The sequence below is a fragment of the Yersinia similis genome, from assembly GCF_001053095.1.
In the GTDB taxonomy this organism is placed as follows: Bacteria; Pseudomonadota; Gammaproteobacteria; order Enterobacterales; family Enterobacteriaceae; genus Yersinia; species Yersinia similis.
The window spans coordinates 42,455-59,083 of record NZ_CGBP01000021.1; the positions used below are offsets into that span (position 1 = coordinate 42,455).

Consider the following 16,629-nt stretch of genomic DNA (forward strand, 5'->3'; position numbering starts at 1 on the left):
TATATATTCACTATTAAATTTATATTCAATCTAATAATACAAACGCCCCACGCCTTGTCCAATATCAGAGCAAGGAAAGTAGAAGTCGGTCACAAATTAGTCGATACGGGCGGAGGGATATCTTAGAAACAAACTGCACTTTTGCAGAGACTCACGGGGTAGAGTGAAAAAGGAAGCCTGCCGCTTCAGAATGGGCAGTTGGCAAGGGCGTTTATCCTCGGGCCGCATGGGCGGTCACCTTGAATTAATATCGCGGCGGTTACACAGAGTTATTCATAGAAACCTATCTTCTTCTATTCTTGCGATTCGATCAGCATCGTTGTCAGACGTTGTTATTCCCTCTTAGAAACTCGCAATATTCGCAGGCCATAATCCCTATATATACCTTATCTATAATAGATAGAATCTATCATATTAATAGGACTAACGAGTTGTATTTTTCAAGTTAATCATGCTAAAGAATAGTTGCCTTTTGGTTAAAGGGGATCCATACATGTTAAAAAAAATCTTACCTGTACTAATAACTCTCGCCATTGTAAATAATACATCTACGGCTTGGGCAGTAGAAACATCTAATGCTGATAGTTTTTACCTACCAAAAAGCCTCGACCTCTCTCCACTTCGTTTACACAATATAGAGTCCAATCCTTACGGAAAGGATTTTAATTATGCTCAACAGTTTAAAACACTGGATCTTGACGCAGTAAAGAAAGATATAAAAACAGTTCTTACCACATCACAAGACTGGTGGCCTGCCGATTATGGTAATTATGGCCCATTTTTTATTCGTATGGCATGGCATGGTGCAGGAACATACCGCGTATATGATGGCCGTGGCGGTGCCGATGGTGGGCAGCAAAGATTCGAGCCACTCAATAGCTGGCCAGACAACGCCAACCTTGATAAAGCGCGTCGGCTTCTGTGGCCTATAAAAAAGAAATATGGCGCTAAGATATCATGGGGTGATCTGATGGTTCTTACCGGCAATGTTGCGCTTGAATCTATGGGATTTAAAACGCTGGGATTTGCAGGAGGCCGTGAGGATGATTGGCAATCCGACCTGGTCTACTGGGGAGCAGGCAATAAGATACTGTCTGATAACAGGGATAAAAATGGCAAGCTGCCAAAACCGCTGGCGGCGACACAAATGGGGTTGATTTACGTAAACCCCGAAGGACCAAATGGTAAACCAGACCCAGTTGCTTCAGCAAAAGATATTCGTGAAGCGTTTGCAGGAATGGCAATGAATGATGAGGAGACGGTGGCATTGATTGCGGGAGGGCATACCTTCGGTAAAGCGCATGGCGCAGCGTCTCCTGCAAAATGCCTGGGTGCAGCACCGGGTGAAGCGGGGTTAGAGCAACAAGGTTTAGGATGGGCGAATAAATGTGGTTCAGGTAATGGTAAGGACACGATAACCAGTGGCTTGGAAGGTGCATGGACAACCGATCCTACGCATTTTACGATGCAATACTTAAGTAATTTATACAAACATGAGTGGGTATTGACCAAGAGCCCAGCAGGGGCCTGGCAATGGAAGCCTAAAGATGCAGCCAATGTCGTTCCGGATGCAACCGATCCAACTAAGCTCCATCCTTTAATGATGTTCACAACGGATATTGCCCTAAAAGTTGATCCTGAATACAAGAAAATCACGACACGTTTTCTGGAAAACCCTGAAGAATTCAAGATGGCATTTGCCCGCGCTTGGTTCAAACTGACGCACCGTGATATGGGGCCAGCCGCGCGTTATCTAGGGGCTGATGTACCTAAAGAAACATTTATCTGGCAAGACCCGCTTCCTGCAGCCAATTATAAGATGATTGACAGTACGGATATTTCTGAACTGAAAGATAAAATATTGAAGACAGGTTTATCTGATACAAAACTGATTAAGGCCGCTTGGGCTTCAGCATCCACATTTCGTGGTACCGATTTCCGTGGCGGTGATAACGGTGCCCGAATTCGTCTGGCACCACAAAAAGACTGGCCAGTCAACGATCCCGCAGAGCTGCACAGTGTACTGACGGCACTGATAGATGTTCAGAACAATTTCAATAAAGACAGAAGCGATGGTAAAAAAGTATCCCTATCGGACCTGATTGTTCTAGGCGGAAATGCAGCTATTGAGGATGCAGCTAAAAAAGCGGGATACAGTATCAGTATTCCATTTACACCTGGTCGGACAGATGCTTCTCAGGAAGAAACTGATGTCAGTTCTTTTGCGGTACTGGAACCCACAGCAGATGGATTCCGTAATTACTACGATGCAAAAAGAAACACGGTTTCTCCTATCGCATCGTTGATTGATCGGGCGAATAAACTGGAACTGACAGTGCCCGAAATGACAGTACTTATTGGTGGACTTCGTGTACTGGATGTTAACTCCGGGGGTTCTAAGGCTGGTGTGTTGACGAATACTCCAGGGCAGCTTAATAACAACTTTTTTGTCAATCTGCTTGATATGTCAACCAAATGGACTAAATCACCTAAAGATAAAGGATATTTCGATGGATATGACAGGAAAACGGGAAAACTTAAATGGACAGCAAGTTCTGTCGATTTAGTCTTTGGCTCGAACCCTGAACTCAGAGCGGTTGCTGAAGTTTATGCCTCTGATGATTCCAAAGAAAAATTTGTTCATGACTTTACTAAAGTATGGGAAAAAGTCATGAACCTTGATCGCTTTGATATAAAAAACAACTAAATCAGCAGGGGGGATTTATCTTCCCCCCTCTATTTATAATAGAATAAAGTCATAATATAAGAGGTAACAATAATGCGAAAAATTCCAATGATTGCGGGAATCTTCTCATTACTCATTACAAGTTATACTTTTGCCGCCAGCCTTCAGGATGATATGAATATTCTGATAGCCAATTTGGGTATTGTAAGTTCATCAACCGATGCAAAAGTTATTAAATCATCATTGGAAAAAATGCGTAATGCCGCCCTTGATGCTCAAAAAAAAATCCCACCCAAGCTTGAAGGGAAAGCCGAGGATAGTCCGGAAATAAAAGACTATCGGCATGGTTTTGACCTACTAATGGAACAGATAGACAAAACAAAACAATGGGCGGAAGAAGGAAATATTCAGGAGGTAAAAAAATCGGTTGGAAAAATAATCAATATTCGTAATACCTATCATAGTAGATATCGTTAAAATTTTATTAATTTATAGAGGAATATTGAATATACCTCCAGACAGGTATTTATATAAAATAATTATATACCCAAGTGACTTCAATATGCAGGTAGGCAGCAACCGAGTCAATTCCCAAGAGCTTAGATAACTCAGTGACTGGGGTGACAAATCTGCTGGGAGCAGATTTGAACGCTGCTTGCAGCGGCCTCGCAGAGGCGAGGCTCATGGACGGGCCGAGTAATAAGGGCAGCTAACCCCCTGCATCGTGAAGGGCGACGGGTATATCTCAGGAAAGTATATGCACAATAAGTATTCCTGCCTGCAAATAGGTATTCATTGGCTAGTCCTATTACTGGTTATTATCGCCTGGAGCTCCATGGAGTTGCGCGGGTTTGCACCTCGTAGCTATCAGTCCTGGATGAAAATGATCCACTTTTCCTGTGGGATCGCTATCCTGGTGTTGATGATAACAAGGATATTGATACGACTGAGGTACCCGACACCGCCGATAGTACCGAAGCTTAGCCCCATGATAGTAGGGTTGGCGCATGTAGGACATTGGGTTATTTACTTGCTGTTTATCGCGTTGCCTATAATCGGTATCGCTATACTTTACTATCGAGGAAGCTCGTGGATAGCCTTTGGTCTGATAATGCCCCATGCCGAGCAGGCGAATTTTGATCTGGCGGATACACTGAAGGCGTATCATCTATTTCTGGCAAATATGAGCTATTTCGTTATTGGTCTTCATACTCTTGCGGCCTTATTGCATCACTACGTTTTGAAAGATAATACTCTATTGCGCATGATGCCGAATAAGAGAGGCTGAATTATTCTGTTTCTTTGTCCCGCGTTTGCGGGACATTTTAAGGAATACAGCCAGTGGGTGCAGCCAGATGATTACCGGTGTCACGCCCGAGCGTTTCTGAGGCCGCCAAGCAAAAAACTGGCCCTCCCTTGATTCACTAATTAGCCTGACCGGTAATATCGGTAAAAATCACGCGGGTTATCGAATAAGTGGGTTCTCGAATAAATAAGTTCAGATGTTCAGATTTAGCGATATAACTCAACCACAGCCGGTGTCACCTGCAATTCATGTTGCCAATGGGTCAAGGTTAGGCTGGCCAACGTTGCCAACCCTTGATAAAACGGGTGGCCGGCATCGGATTGCAACAGCGCCAGATAACGATAACTCCAGGGTAATAAGTGATCAGCCAACAAAACCGGGAGATCTACCGGCTGATGCTCTGCCAGCCAGGCCGCCATCATCATCAATAAACCGAAATGATCTTCAGGCTCCTGCTGCTTCAATGTGACTTCAACGTGCCGTTGCAGCATCCAGTTACGCAGTTTTAGCGTGGAATCGCCAAACAGCACAATGTCTTTATCCAGATAAACGGATCCCCAAGGCGGCGCAGGCAAGGCATAAGGGCCAATAAACAGCCGTTGCCAGGCTTCTTCTAATGTTTCTGCTAACGGGGTTGCTGCTGACTGATGATCAGTTGATTGATCTGCCGCCAGTAATGCCGCAATTGACATCAATTCGTCTTCACTGCCATAAGGCCATTCAGCGGCCCATGTGCCATTACGCAATTGCACCACAATATCACGGCACTCCGCGCTATCCGGTTCACAATAAAAAAGCGCACCCAGCACCCGCCCCGTTAGTACGATTTTTTGATAAACAATGTCTTGATAAACAATGTCTTGATAAGTCATATCTGTTTTAATCATTTTCTTACGACCATGTTGTTATGACCATATGGTTATAACCATATTGTTACGATCATATTGTTCGTCCCTGTATGACCTTGGTTTTTAGAGCGCCAAAGGCATAGCGAGCAAAGCCATTCTGGGCGCTCCTCAGTGTACAAGCCATTGAATGTACAAGTCATTGAATGTACAAGCATAGCCCGTGGAGTGTACATCAGTACATAACACGGCACTGCATAGCCCCAGAATGGCAAAATGTCGCCGCCGTCTGGGAATTAGCCCCCAACCGCCATACCGACCGTCATATGTAACCCGTAGAACACTCCACGGCCAATCAACTCACCGGCAATAACCAGTAACGTGCCCAAAACCATCACCAGCGTCATCGGGCGACGGCCTCTGATCAACGGGCAAATCCAGCAGCCAAGCCCCAACACCAGCAGCACTAACCGCCATACCATCAATGAGCCATAATCGGGGATCAGCGCTGAAGCTTGCTGCACCGAGCTATAAATCATCGGCAAACTCGCCGCCTGCATAATGACACTGGCCACACTGATAATCAGTGCCAATACGCTGATCATCGGCAGTTGTAACATCGCCCGGCCATTAACATCAGCCAATTGCAGTAACAGATAACCCAGTAGCGGGCCACCGATAAACATGGTCAGGACAAAGCCCAGTGGGGTATAAATACTGTCCCACGTCGGTACCGTATTAATAGAATAGACCCGGCACATGGCGTAGACAAAGAGCACACCCAGCACCATCGCCACCACCAGCCAGATCTTGCCAAGCGCGGCAGGCATTTTATCCAACACCGCCAACAACCAGTAAAAACCGGCTACTGCAAAGAACAGCGAACCAGCGGCAATCTCATTACTCAGTGCGGACTCACCGATCCGATTCAATGAGTTGAACGCCCTCATTGGCGAACCTAAATGCAGTGTAGAAGCGATAAAAGCCAGTGCCATCAGTACCCAAAGCACAAACATGCTGCGGTGAACCCGCTGTTGTTGCCCACGACTCAAACCACCGAATATCAGTGCCAGACCGAGCACAATAAAGCCCCCGACCACACACTGCCCCAGTACGGTAAAGACCATTAGTGGCCATTCATGCCATCCTGTGCCCATGTTATACCTCCTTCGGATTTGCCAGATGACCGGTGGTATCTCTGACCGGGCGGCTGTTGGCATTAGGTTTCAGTACGATATTCGGCAGCGTGAAGTGAGCGGCAGGCAGAGGCGCAATTTCAGCTAAATCACCGTATTTTTCGCGTAATTCATCGATAGGGGCCATATCCAATGCGCGCAATGGACAGGAATCGACGCAGATAGGTTTCTTCCCTACCGCCACCCGTTCGTAACAACCGTCGCACTTGGTCATGTGCCCTTTTTCAGCATCATATTGCGGCGCGCCGTAAGGGCAGGCCATATGGCAGTAGCGGCAACCGATACAGATATCTTCGTTGACCACCACAAATCCATCATCACGCTTATGCATGGCACCACTCGGACACACCTTGGTGCAGGCGGGGTCACTACAGTGGTTACAGGCGATAGACAGGTAGTAAGCGAACACATTCTGGTGCCATGTCCCGTTATCCTGCTGCCAATCACCGCCAGCGTATTCGTAAATACGTCGAAAGCTGACATCCGGTGATAAATTTTTAAAGTCTTTGCAAGCCAGCTCGCACGTTTTACACCCTGTACAACGGCTGGAATCGATGTAAAAACCATATTGCGTTGTCATCAGTCAGCTCCTTATGCCTTGGCGACTTGAACGAGGTTGGTGTGGGATGGGTTCCCTTTCGCCAACGGAGAAGGACGCTGGGTGGTCAATACGTTGATACTGCCCGCCCGATCAATCCGCTTCTCATCGGGGCTGTACCACGCCCCCTCACCCAAAGCGACAACCCCCGGCATCATGCGCGGAGTGACTTTGGCATTAATCTGTACCTCACCACGGCCATTGAAGATCCGCACCATATCGCCATTACTGATACCTCGTCGTTCGGCATCCATCGGGTTAATCCACATCTCCTGAAGACAGGAGGCTTTCAACACATCCACGTTACCGTAAGTGGAGTGGGTTCTGGCCTTGTAGTGGAAGCCCGTTAACTGCAACGGGTACTGCTCGATCAGCGGATCAACATGGCTTTCAAATCCGGCGGCATACACGGGCAGCGGATCGATAACATCATCCTTTTGCAGTTCCCAAGTCGCGGCAATCTCGGCCAGCGCCGCAGAATAGATCTCAATTTTGCCTGATGGGGTACTCAATGGGTTAGCTACCGGATCGGTGCGGAAATCGTGATAGGCAACATGATGGCCTGCCGGATCACGTTTTTTAAACATGCCTTGAGCGCGGAATTCCTCGAAAGAAGGCAGTTCAGGGATTGCGGCTTGCGATTGCTGATAGAGATGACGCATCCACTCTTCTTGCGTCCGCCCTTCGGTAAACTTCTGTTCGACCCCCATGTGCCTTGCCAGCCCGCTGGTTATGTCATAAATATTTTTGCACTCAAAACGCGGTTTAATCACCTGATCAGCAAAAATAACATAAGCCATATTGCCGCTGGAGGCATCCAGACAGAAGTCCATCTGCTCGGAGGCGGTACAGTCTGGCAGGATAATATCGGCGTATTCTGCCGATGAGGTCATATGGTTATCAATGACCACAATCATTTCGCATTTCTTATCGTCTTGCAGAATGTCATGGGTACGGTTGATTTCAGAATGCTGATTCACCAAACAGTTACTGGCGTAGTTCCAAATAAATTTGATTGGTACATCCAGCTTATCTTTCCCCTGAACCCCATCACGGGTGGCGGTCATTTCAGGCCCACGCTCAATGGCATCGGTCCACAAGAACATAGAGATACTGGTTTTGACTGGGTTTTCAAAGGTAGGCATACGGACAAACGGCAAACTGTAGGAACCTTCGCGAGCACCGGAGTTACCGCCATTAATGCCGACATTACCGGTCAAGATTGCCAACATGGCAATGGCCCGGCTGGTATTTTCACCGTTGGAATGACGTTGTGGCCCCCAACCTTGGGAAATATAAGCCGGCTTCACCGACCCTATTTCACGGCCTAGCGTAATGATTTTTGCAGCGGGAATACCGGTGATAGCCGCAGCCCATTGTGGGGTTTTGGCGGTTTTATCTGCGCCCTGCCCTAAAATATAAGCTTTGTAGTGGCTATTTTCGGGTGCGCCTTCTGGCAGAGTTTTCTCGTCATAACCAACGCAATATTGGTCGAGGAAGGGTTGATCCACCAGATTTTCAGTGATCATCACATAGGCTAACGCAGAGGCCAATGCGGCATCAGTGCCTGGTCGTAGCGGGATCCATTCATCTTCACGGCCTGCGGCGGTGTCGGTATAACGGGGATCAATCACGATCATTTTGGCATTGGATTTCTCGCGCGCCTGTTCCAGATAATAGGTGACCCCACCGCCACTCATCCGGGTTTCAGCCGGGTTATTACCGAACAACACCACCAGCTTACTGTTTTCGATATCGGACGGGCTGTTGCCATCGGCCCAGCCACCGTAGGTATAATTGAGTCCCGCAGCAATCTGTGCAGTGCTGTAATCACCATACTGGTTGAGGTAACCACCACAGCAATTCATCAAGCGAGCCAAGAGCGTCGCGCCCGGCGGCCAAGAGCGGGTCATGGTACCGCCTATCGTACCGGTACCGTAATTCAGGTAAATGGCTTCATTGCCATATTCCTTAATAATATTCTGCATGCTGCCAGCGATAGTCTCGAATGCCTCCTCCCACGAGATGCGTTTGAATTTCCCTTCACCACGGGCACCAATACGTTTCATCGGGTATTTTAAGCGGTCTGGGTTATAGACCCGGCGGCGCATAGAGCGCCCTCGCAGACAGGCTCGTACCTGGTGTAGCCCCTCAAAATCATCATCGCCGGTGTTATCCGTTTCGACATATTTGATTTCTCCCTCAGCCACATGCATACGCAGCGGGCAGCGGCTGCCGCAGTTAACGGTACAGGCGCTCCATATCACTTTACCGTCATTGGCTGAAGTCGGGTTGAGTACGGATTGAACGGCTCGTGCGGGACGGGGGAACGGTAACGAAAACGCCCCGGTTGCCATAGCCAGTCCGCCGACAAGCGTGGTTTGGACCAGTTTTCGGCGGGTGACGCCTGCCGTTAACAGCCGGGATTCGTTGGTCTCTTTCATAAGATTCCCACTTAGTTGCATTCCAGAAAATGAGAGTCACCCTGTACGGATGGCACCCGAATAATTCAAAAAAAATAAGTAGATCAGCAGGAGAGAGGGGTCTTCAGTGAGGGCGTAATGGCCCGATTAAAGGAGTTTTTATAAGTAGGATAATAAATTTGCCTTCCTGCTATGTCAGACCTTACCTCTTTCGAGAAGGGGGGAGTTTGTCTGTAATCAATAAAGCGATGAGAGTGGTTGCCCGTTTAGCATTTTTGTGATGAATAAACGCAGCTAACAACGCTGTAATCTCAAAGACCGAAAAGAATCCCCAACGTCATTGGCGTTACAGCCAGGCAGCAAGAGAACGCATCCCGATGAGCTTACATTAGTAAGTGATTCGGGTAAGTGAACGCAGCTAACAACGCTGTAGCGTCAAGGACGAAGGGGATTGGACGAAGGGGATTTATTGGCCGTAATACGCCGCTGCCCCATGCTTACGCAAATAATGCTTATCCAACAATGTCTGCTGCATATCTCCTACGGCGGGCGTTAGCTGATGAGTAAACAGATTCATATAGGCTATCTCTTCTAACACCACGGCATTGTGTACCGCATTAGCCGCATTGCTCCCCCATGCGAAGGGGCCATGACCATTGACCAATACCGCCGGAATATCTGCCGCTCGCAACCCCTGTTCAGCGAAGGTCTCCACAATCACCTTACCGGTCTCATGTTCATAATTACCGGTAATTTCTGCCTCGGTCATCAGGCGGGTGCAAGGGATCGGCCCGTAAAAATAGTCCGCGTGGGTGGTTCCCAATGCTGATAATGATTTGCCCGCCTGCGCCCAAATCGTGGCATGGCGTGAGTGCGTATGAACAATGCCGCCAATCTCAGCAAAAGCACGATATAACACCAGATGGGTATCCGTATCCGAAGAGGGTTTTTTATCCCCTTCCACGACCTTACCGGTTGCTAAATCGACCACCACCATGTCATTGACACTCATGACATCATATTCAACGCCAGAGGGCTTAATCACCACCAACCCATGTTCGCGATCAATACCACTGACATTCCCCCAAGTGAATGTCACCAGCTTATATTGGGGTAATGCTAAGTTAGCCTCAAAGACCTGCTGTTTTAACTGTTCTAACATAGTGCACCTCATGAAATAGTATTCAATATGGGCAGGCGATAATGAAAAATATCATTCGGTATTCGGATGACGTTATTTGATCAATAGCCTTCATTTTAATATGGCCATTAGTGAACACCAGTGATTAACGGTGGAGATTATTGGCGGATACTGTTTTCCATGACCATTATTTATTTTCTATAGTCATTAGTTTCTTTCCATAACCACTATTTATGTAGGCCATAATTCCCGCTAGTCATAATTAAAATCACCAATAAAATGTAGCCGTAAACTAACCTAACGATATTTAGGATTAAATTAAAGTCACCCATAGGAACAAAAGCATCAAACAAACAAAATCGGCCTAATTCGGTCATGTTCGGTCATTAATTTAATGCCCGAGTTTAATTTTTTATTACCATGCGTGACTATTTAATGAATAAAGAGGGGGTTTTTATGTGATTAATAACCCATTTTAAAGTTATATAGCGTATGAATTACATTATAAATAGTGACTTTAATCTCATAAATGGCGGGTAAAAAGTGGCTTAAGGCAATCCTTGAATTCAGTCACTGTATAAACAGCAGATTAGCACCAATATAGCAGCATGAATTTAACAGGTGCTTATTTTTAAAGAAGTCGAGTCCGATAAGCACAATCAGATAAGTACAGAGTGTTGAGGTAAGCATGTTACAAGCTGAACGCCATAAAATTATTTGCACTCATGTACAACAACAAGGTTCCGCGCTGGTCACCGAGCTATCGGTTCTGTGCCAGGTATCGCAGGAGACGATTCGCCGTGACCTGACGGTGTTGCAAAAAAAACAAAAACTGATCCGCAGTTTTGGCGGCGCTGTCGCACTGGATAGCCCTGAAATAACGGTAATTGATATTAAAGAAACTCACGATGGCCTCAATGTCATCGATCGGGCGGAATCCTTCCGTAAACGAACGGAGGAACACCCTGATACTAAAATGAAAATTGCCAAAGCAGCATTGCAGTTTATCCGCCCTGGCGACTGTATCTTGCTGGATAACAGCAGCTCGTGTTGGTTTTTAGCACGACAGATACCAGATATTGAGATTACCGTAGTGACCAATTCGGTCAAGATTATTCAAGCGCTGGCCTGCCGTGACAAAGTACGCATCATTGGGATTGGCGGTGAATACTCGGCCCGCCACGATGACTTCCACGGCCCCGTGGCAGAAAATGCCATCAGGAATTTCCAGATCAATACCTTTTTCTTCTCCTGTCAGGGGATTAACCAAGACAGTGGCGTTCGGGACGGCAATGATATTAATGCCAAATTGAAGCAGGTGATGTTGCAGGTGTCTGGGCAAAAAATTTTATTGGCAGACTCCAGTAAATTCGATCAATACGCCTTTTGTAAAATATGTACTTTAGATGAAGTCAATATTCTTATTACCAATAGATTAAGTTCACAAAACTATCGTAGCGATAATCCCAAATTAAGTATTATTGAATCAGACAAATAGGCAAAAATTAATTAAGGATTATTAGCATCACCAGATTAACCGCGTTAACACCAGAGAACCGTTGTACCAGAAAATAGCCATACAATAAAAATAAGCCAACTAGCTTTATATCAATATTATAAAGCCGGCCTTACCTATTGCGCTTTCAGAGGATGTAATGATGAGAAAGTTAATATTGCCTTGCTTAATAACGACCTTGCTGGCTTCTCATGCAGCTTGGTCTGCTGACAGCACCCCACAGCAAAAGGCGAATAAGCCTTTTACCATGGGTGTTGTGGTTAAAGTAGGGGGTATTCCCTGGTTCAATGTGATGGAGCAAGGTATCAAAGAGGAAGGTCAGGCATTAGGCGTTAACGCCTGGCAAGTCGGGCCAACGACCGCTGACCCAGCCGAGCAAGTACGGGCCATTGAAGACTTAATTGCTAAAAAAGTCGATGTCATCGGGGTGGTTCCCAATGATGCCAAAGTGTTGGAGCCAGTACTGAAGCGAGCGCAAGAAGCCGGTATTAAGGTTATCACCCACGAGTCACCGGGTCAGATCAATGCCGACTGGGATTTTGAACTGCTCGATACCCAGAGCATGGGGGCTAACCATATGAAAGATATGGCGCAGTGTATGGGTGAAGAAGGCAAATACGCCATGTTTGTTGGCAGCCTGACCGTACCGCTGGTCAATGAGTGGGCAGATGCCGCCATTGCTTATCAAAAAGCCAATTACCCGAAAATGGTGCTGGTTGAAGACCGCTTCGGTGTCGCCGAGTCTGTCGATGACTCCATGCGTACTGCCAATGATTTGTTATCTAAACATAAAGATCTGAAAGGCATTATGTCTTTCGGTTCACAAGGCCCTATTGGGGCTGGCCGGGCTATTGATAAGCGTAAAAAGAACGATACCACCTGTGTATTCGGCACCTTCACACCAGGCCAGGGCATTAAGTTGCTGGAAAAAGGCGCCATTGATGGCGGTTACATCTCCAACCCAATGGTAGCAGGTAAAGTCTTCGTCCAGGTCGCTACCGCCATAATGAATGGTGAGCCTATCAAAGATGGCGTCAAACTGGGGGATATGGGCGAAATCAAAACCCAAGGCAATACCATCCTCAGTGATAACCCAGAAAAGCTGGATATCGACAATACCAAACGTCTGGTGAAGCTCGGTTTATAAGCACCGCGCAAGCAAAAAATATGATTTCACCCAAGATAATTAGCGTTGTAGGTAGACGTAATCAGCGAGGGAGATAAGCCGGGTACTTACCTGCCCGGCCCTTATTTCGACCCGCTGTTTTAAGGTCGTTTTCCGGGGAACTGCACGATGACGTATATTTCTGATGTTGATAGAGACGTGCCGCTTATCACGTTAAAAGCGCTGTCTAAAAGCTTTGGCGGTCATCAGGCACTGAAAAATATCACTCTGACGTTGAATAAAGGCGAAGTGCACTGTCTGGCCGGAGCCAATGGTTGCGGAAAAAGTACGCTGATTAAGACGATTAGTGGCGTTTATGCCCCCGATGACGACAGTGAAATTATCATTGATGACAAATCTTATCACCGCCTGACCCCTGATCGCGCACGGGCTTTAGGCATACAGGTGATTTACCAAGACCTTTCGCTGTTCCCTAACCTAACGGTGGCTGAAAATATTGCCTTCGAATATAACCTGAAAGGTTACTTCGGCTGGTTCAACAAGCAGAAAATCAGACAGAAAGCCTGCCAGATATTAGATGAACTGGCCTTTAGTATCGATCCCGATACGCGGGTACAACATTTGCCTATTGCCCAACGCCAGCAGGTGGCTATCTGCCGTGCGTTGGTTGCCGATGCGCGATTGGTGATTATGGATGAGCCTACCGCCTCCTTGACGCGCACCGAAGTGAACCAATTATTGCGTACAGTAAATTACCTGCGGGATAAGCACATTACCGTCGTCTTCGTCAGCCACCGATTGGATGAAGTGAAAGAGATTTCAGATCGCATTACAGTGATCCGCGATGGCGAAAAGGTGGGGACCTGGCCAGCCGCTGAGCTTTCTACCGGGCGTATTACCGAGTTGATGACCGGCCTAACCATCACCCACGAGCAGAAACTACCCAATGCCGAATTAGGCAAGGTGGTGTTGCAACTGGAAAACCTAAGCCGTAAAGGGCAATTCGAAGATATCTCTTTTAGCCTGCATCGCGGCGAAGTGCTCGGCCTGTGTGGTTTACTGGGTTCTGGGAGGACCGAATTGGCCCTTAGCCTATTTGGCATCACCCATCCTGATAGCGGCAAGATTACCATTGACGGTAACCCAGTGCGCATTAAAGACAATACCCGTGCCATTGAGCTAGGTATTGGCTATGTGTCTGAAGATCGCCTGACCCTCGGTGCCGTATTGCAACAATCTATCGCCGACAACATGGTGCTGTCGATTCTGCAACGTATCCGTACCCCACTTTATCTGATTGATGAAGCCAAACAGAACGCGCTGGTGGCAGAATGGGTGAAAGATTTGGACATCAAAATCACAGATGCTGACAACGCGCTATCAACGTTGTCAGGGGGCAATCAGCAAAAAGTGGTGTTGGCAAAATGGATCCTGACTAAACCGAAAGTGTTAATTCTCGATTCCCCCACGGTGGGGGTCGATATCGGTGCCAAAGACAGTATTTACAAGCTGATCCATCGTCTCTCCGGTGTGGGTATCTCGGTGTTGCTGCTCTCTGATGAAATCCCCGAAGCCTATTACAACTGCGATCGCATCCTGCATATGCAGCAGGGGCGTATCGTCAATGAGCTGATCCCGAATCAAATGACTGAACAACAGCTGGCGGAGGTCATCAATGGCTAATTTCGGCAGACTCAAACCGCAATCCGTCGAAGGGTGGCTGGCTTGGGTCATCGTTCTTATGTTGGCCCTGTTCTCTCTGCTTAGCCGCGAGTTTCTCTCAATACAAAACGTGCTGGACCTGGCCGAAAGCTACGCGGTGACCGGTATTTTTGCCCTCGGCCTGTTTGTGGTGCTGGTCACCGGGGGGATTGATATCTCCTTTGCAGCCGTGGCCTCGGTGGTGCAATACGTGGTCGCCTCCTTGTTGCTTAATGATGTGATTGCCAGCCCGGTGCTCTGTCTGGTCATTGCGGTAGCTATCGGCGTGTTGCTCGGGTTCGTTAATGCCGTGCTGATTTACTACCTGAATATTGTTTCGATCATTATCACCATCAGTATGCAGTCATTGCTGTTCGGTATGTTGATGTGGCTGACCAACGGCCACAGTATTTATGACTTACCCAACTGGTGGGTCGATCAGCGCTCTATTTTGCCCTTCACCGTTAACGGCGAGAGTTACCAGATTGGCTTGCCGCTAGTCATCATGTTAGCCATCGCGCTGTTGACCTGGATTTTGCTGAATAAAACGCATATTGGCCGTCAGCTCTATGCCGTGGGTGGCAGCCCAGAATCCGCTCGCCGTATCGGGATCCGTGTCTCTCTGATTTATCTGTTTGCCTATGGCTATTTGGGGGCGGCAGCGGCTATCGGCGGCATGTTACAGACCTACCGCATGAGCGAAGTGGTACCCAGTGCGCTGGTCGGTGGTGAGTTGGATGTGCTGGCCGCAGCGGTATTAGGGGGAGCCAGCTTATCCGGCGGGCGTGGGTCCGTTATCGGTACGCTGATGGGGGTATTCCTGATTGGCATCCTGAAAAATGGCCTCAACCTGATCGGTGTCTCCAGCTATTTCGTCAACATCGTAATTGGCATGGTGATCGTCGCCGCCATTTGCGTAACCCACTACAAAAAACGCAAAGAAACTGATGTTGGCTTTGTCTGACAGGGGTGTTTTATGAAAAAGAACCGTTTTCTACCTATCGACGGCACCATTTCCGGCTTGTTAGGGATTTTTTGTCTGGCAACACTGGCCTTCAGTCTGGCGATGCCTGGCCGTTTCTTTACCGAGAACACCTTTCTGAGTATTGCGTTTCAGTTGCCAGAGTTGGGGTTACTGACCTTCGCCATGTTTGTACCAATGCTCAGCGGCGGATTAAACCTGTCGATTATTGGCACCGCAAACCTGACCAGTCTGTTTATGGCCTGGCTGCTTATCCAATATGTTCCCACGGATGCCAGTACTGCGACACAACTGATGTGGCTACTGGTGGCACTGATGGGGGCGGCATTGATTGCCGTGGTTATCGGCACACTGACCGGGTTGATGATCGCCCGTATTGGCGCACATCCCATTTTAGTGACGTTGGGCAGTATGACCATTATCAGCGGCATCGGTGTTTATCTGACCAAAGGCGCAGCGCTCAGTGGTATGCCGCCGATTGTCCGCAGTATGGGTGCCGAAGTGGTGATGGGCGTGCCGATCCCGATGATTATTTTCATCGTGGCCTCACTGCTGCTGGCGCTGTTCTTAGGTAAAACTCGCTTGGGCAAAACGATTTATATGTGCGGTAGCAATATTAACGCCACGTGGTTCAGCGGCATTCGTACTGACCGGGTCATGATGGCTATCTACACCATTTCCAGTTTGTTGTGTGTACTGGCTGGCCTGATCATGATGTCGCGTTTCAACTCTGCGCGTATGGGCTACGGCGACTCTTATTTATTGCTTACCGTCCTGGCTATCGTCTTGGGCGGAACCAACCCGTTCGGTGGTGTGGGTAAAGTGAGCCATGTGTTCTGCGCCTTGCTGGTATTACAAGTGATCGCCACGGGGCTGAGCCTACTCGGCGTTAGCCTGCACGTTAATCTGGCGGTCTGGGGTATCACCCTGATCTTCGCCCTGGCCTTTAAGTTTTTTAAAGAGAAATGGAAAGCCAAACGTGCCATGAGGCAGAACCGTTTGAATTATCTAAAAAATATTACCCCAAGTAATTAGGGCTCCAGCAAGGCAGCAAGAGAACGAATCCCGATGAGCTTACATTAGTAAGTGATTCGGGTGAGTGAGCGCAG

The 16,629-nt window shown here is 47.7% G+C and carries 13 protein-coding genes; 8 read left to right on the plus strand and 5 right to left on the minus strand.

The annotated features are described in order from the left end of the window. Positions 1 to 493: 493 nt before the first annotated feature. The 3 genes from katG to cybB all read left to right on the plus strand — a co-directional run bounded on the left by katG (position 494) and on the right by cybB (position 3,974). Positions 494 to 2,707, plus strand: coding sequence for a catalase/peroxidase HPI (katG, locus tag AC971_RS15075; protein ID WP_025382707.1), 2,214 nt, complete (start codon positions 494 to 496; stop codon positions 2,705 to 2,707). A gap of 72 nt (positions 2,708 to 2,779) precedes the next feature. Further along, positions 2,780 to 3,163 (plus strand): cytochrome b562, encoded by a 384-nt coding sequence (cybC, locus tag AC971_RS15080; RefSeq protein ID WP_025382706.1) that lies wholly within the window; start codon positions 2,780 to 2,782, stop codon positions 3,161 to 3,163. 280 nt (positions 3,164 to 3,443) lie between these two features. Beyond that, a complete protein-coding gene (cybB, locus tag AC971_RS15085; RefSeq protein WP_025382705.1) occupies positions 3,444 to 3,974 on the plus strand; it encodes a cytochrome b561 in 531 nt (176 codons plus the stop codon). Between the two features lie 224 nt (positions 3,975 to 4,198). Here cybB and dmsD read toward each other — a convergent pair whose 3' ends face one another. The 5 genes from dmsD to AC971_RS15110 form a co-directional block, all read right to left on the minus strand. Then, the gene (dmsD, locus tag AC971_RS15090; protein WP_025382704.1) at positions 4,199 to 4,879 is read right to left on the minus strand and encodes a Tat proofreading chaperone DmsD; all 681 of its coding nucleotides are present in this window, start codon (positions 4,877 to 4,879) and stop codon (positions 4,199 to 4,201) included. A gap of 254 nt (positions 4,880 to 5,133) precedes the next feature. Then, positions 5,134 to 5,994, minus strand: a complete 861-nt coding sequence (locus tag AC971_RS15095) for a dimethyl sulfoxide reductase anchor subunit family protein (RefSeq protein WP_025382703.1) — start codon at positions 5,992 to 5,994, stop codon at positions 5,134 to 5,136. Position 5,995: 1 nt separating this feature from the next. Further along, positions 5,996 to 6,613, minus strand: coding sequence for a DMSO/selenate family reductase complex B subunit (locus tag AC971_RS15100; protein ID WP_002209428.1), 618 nt, complete (start codon positions 6,611 to 6,613; stop codon positions 5,996 to 5,998). An 11-nt stretch (positions 6,614 to 6,624) separates the two neighbouring features. Beyond that, positions 6,625 to 9,075, minus strand: coding sequence for a dimethylsulfoxide reductase subunit A (gene dmsA / locus AC971_RS15105; RefSeq protein WP_048677741.1), 2,451 nt, complete (start codon positions 9,073 to 9,075; stop codon positions 6,625 to 6,627). Between the two features lie 445 nt (positions 9,076 to 9,520). Then, entirely contained in the window at positions 9,521 to 10,216 is a 696-nt protein-coding gene (locus tag AC971_RS15110; protein ID WP_025382701.1) for an L-ribulose-5-phosphate 4-epimerase, read from the minus strand. A gap of 667 nt (positions 10,217 to 10,883) precedes the next feature. Between AC971_RS15110 and AC971_RS15115 the strand changes: the two genes are divergently transcribed. The 5 genes from AC971_RS15115 to AC971_RS15135 all read left to right on the plus strand — a co-directional run bounded on the left by AC971_RS15115 (position 10,884) and on the right by AC971_RS15135 (position 16,555). Beyond that, a complete protein-coding gene (locus AC971_RS15115; protein WP_025382700.1) occupies positions 10,884 to 11,693 on the plus strand; it encodes a DeoR/GlpR family DNA-binding transcription regulator in 810 nt (269 codons plus the stop codon). Between the two features lie 160 nt (positions 11,694 to 11,853). Then, entirely contained in the window at positions 11,854 to 12,858 is a 1,005-nt protein-coding gene (locus AC971_RS15120; RefSeq protein ID WP_025382699.1) for a substrate-binding domain-containing protein, read from the plus strand. 147 nt (positions 12,859 to 13,005) lie between these two features. Then, on the plus strand, positions 13,006 to 14,520 hold the full coding sequence (locus tag AC971_RS15125) for a sugar ABC transporter ATP-binding protein (protein ID WP_025382698.1): 1,515 nt from the start codon (positions 13,006 to 13,008) through the stop codon (positions 14,518 to 14,520). Continuing rightward, on the plus strand, positions 14,513 to 15,502 hold the full coding sequence (locus AC971_RS15130) for an ABC transporter permease (RefSeq protein WP_002209421.1): 990 nt from the start codon (positions 14,513 to 14,515) through the stop codon (positions 15,500 to 15,502). Before AC971_RS15125 ends, AC971_RS15130 begins: the two co-directional genes overlap by 8 nt. 12 nt (positions 15,503 to 15,514) lie before the next feature. After that, entirely contained in the window at positions 15,515 to 16,555 is a 1,041-nt protein-coding gene (locus AC971_RS15135; RefSeq protein WP_025382697.1) for an ABC transporter permease, read from the plus strand. Positions 16,556 to 16,629 lie beyond the last annotated feature (74 nt).

Bases quoted from the DNA above. Each gene is read 5' to 3' on its own strand.
- AC971_RS15120 (WP_025382699.1), top strand. From the start codon at position 11,854: ATGAGAAAGTTAATATTGCCTTGCTTAATAACGACCTTGCTGGCTTCT.
- AC971_RS15130 (WP_002209421.1), top strand. From the start codon at position 14,513: ATGGCTAATTTCGGCAGACTCAAACCGCAATCCGTCGAAGGGTGGCTG.
- AC971_RS15100 (WP_002209428.1), bottom strand. From the start codon at position 6,613: ATGACAACGCAATATGGTTTTTACATCGATTCCAGCCGTTGTACAGGG.
- dmsD (WP_025382704.1), bottom strand. From the start codon at position 4,879: ATGATTAAAACAGATATGACTTATCAAGACATTGTTTATCAAGACATT.
- AC971_RS15095 (WP_025382703.1), bottom strand. From the start codon at position 5,994: ATGGGCACAGGATGGCATGAATGGCCACTAATGGTCTTTACCGTACTG.
- AC971_RS15110 (WP_025382701.1), bottom strand. From the start codon at position 10,216: ATGTTAGAACAGTTAAAACAGCAGGTCTTTGAGGCTAACTTAGCATTA.
- AC971_RS15125 (WP_025382698.1), top strand. From the start codon at position 13,006: ATGACGTATATTTCTGATGTTGATAGAGACGTGCCGCTTATCACGTTA.
- katG (WP_025382707.1), top strand. From the start codon at position 494: ATGTTAAAAAAAATCTTACCTGTACTAATAACTCTCGCCATTGTAAAT.
- AC971_RS15115 (WP_025382700.1), top strand. From the start codon at position 10,884: ATGTTACAAGCTGAACGCCATAAAATTATTTGCACTCATGTACAACAA.
- cybC (WP_025382706.1), top strand. From the start codon at position 2,780: ATGCGAAAAATTCCAATGATTGCGGGAATCTTCTCATTACTCATTACA.
- cybB (WP_025382705.1), top strand. From the start codon at position 3,444: ATGCACAATAAGTATTCCTGCCTGCAAATAGGTATTCATTGGCTAGTC.
- dmsA (WP_048677741.1), bottom strand. From the start codon at position 9,075: ATGAAAGAGACCAACGAATCCCGGCTGTTAACGGCAGGCGTCACCCGC.
- AC971_RS15135 (WP_025382697.1), top strand. From the start codon at position 15,515: ATGAAAAAGAACCGTTTTCTACCTATCGACGGCACCATTTCCGGCTTG.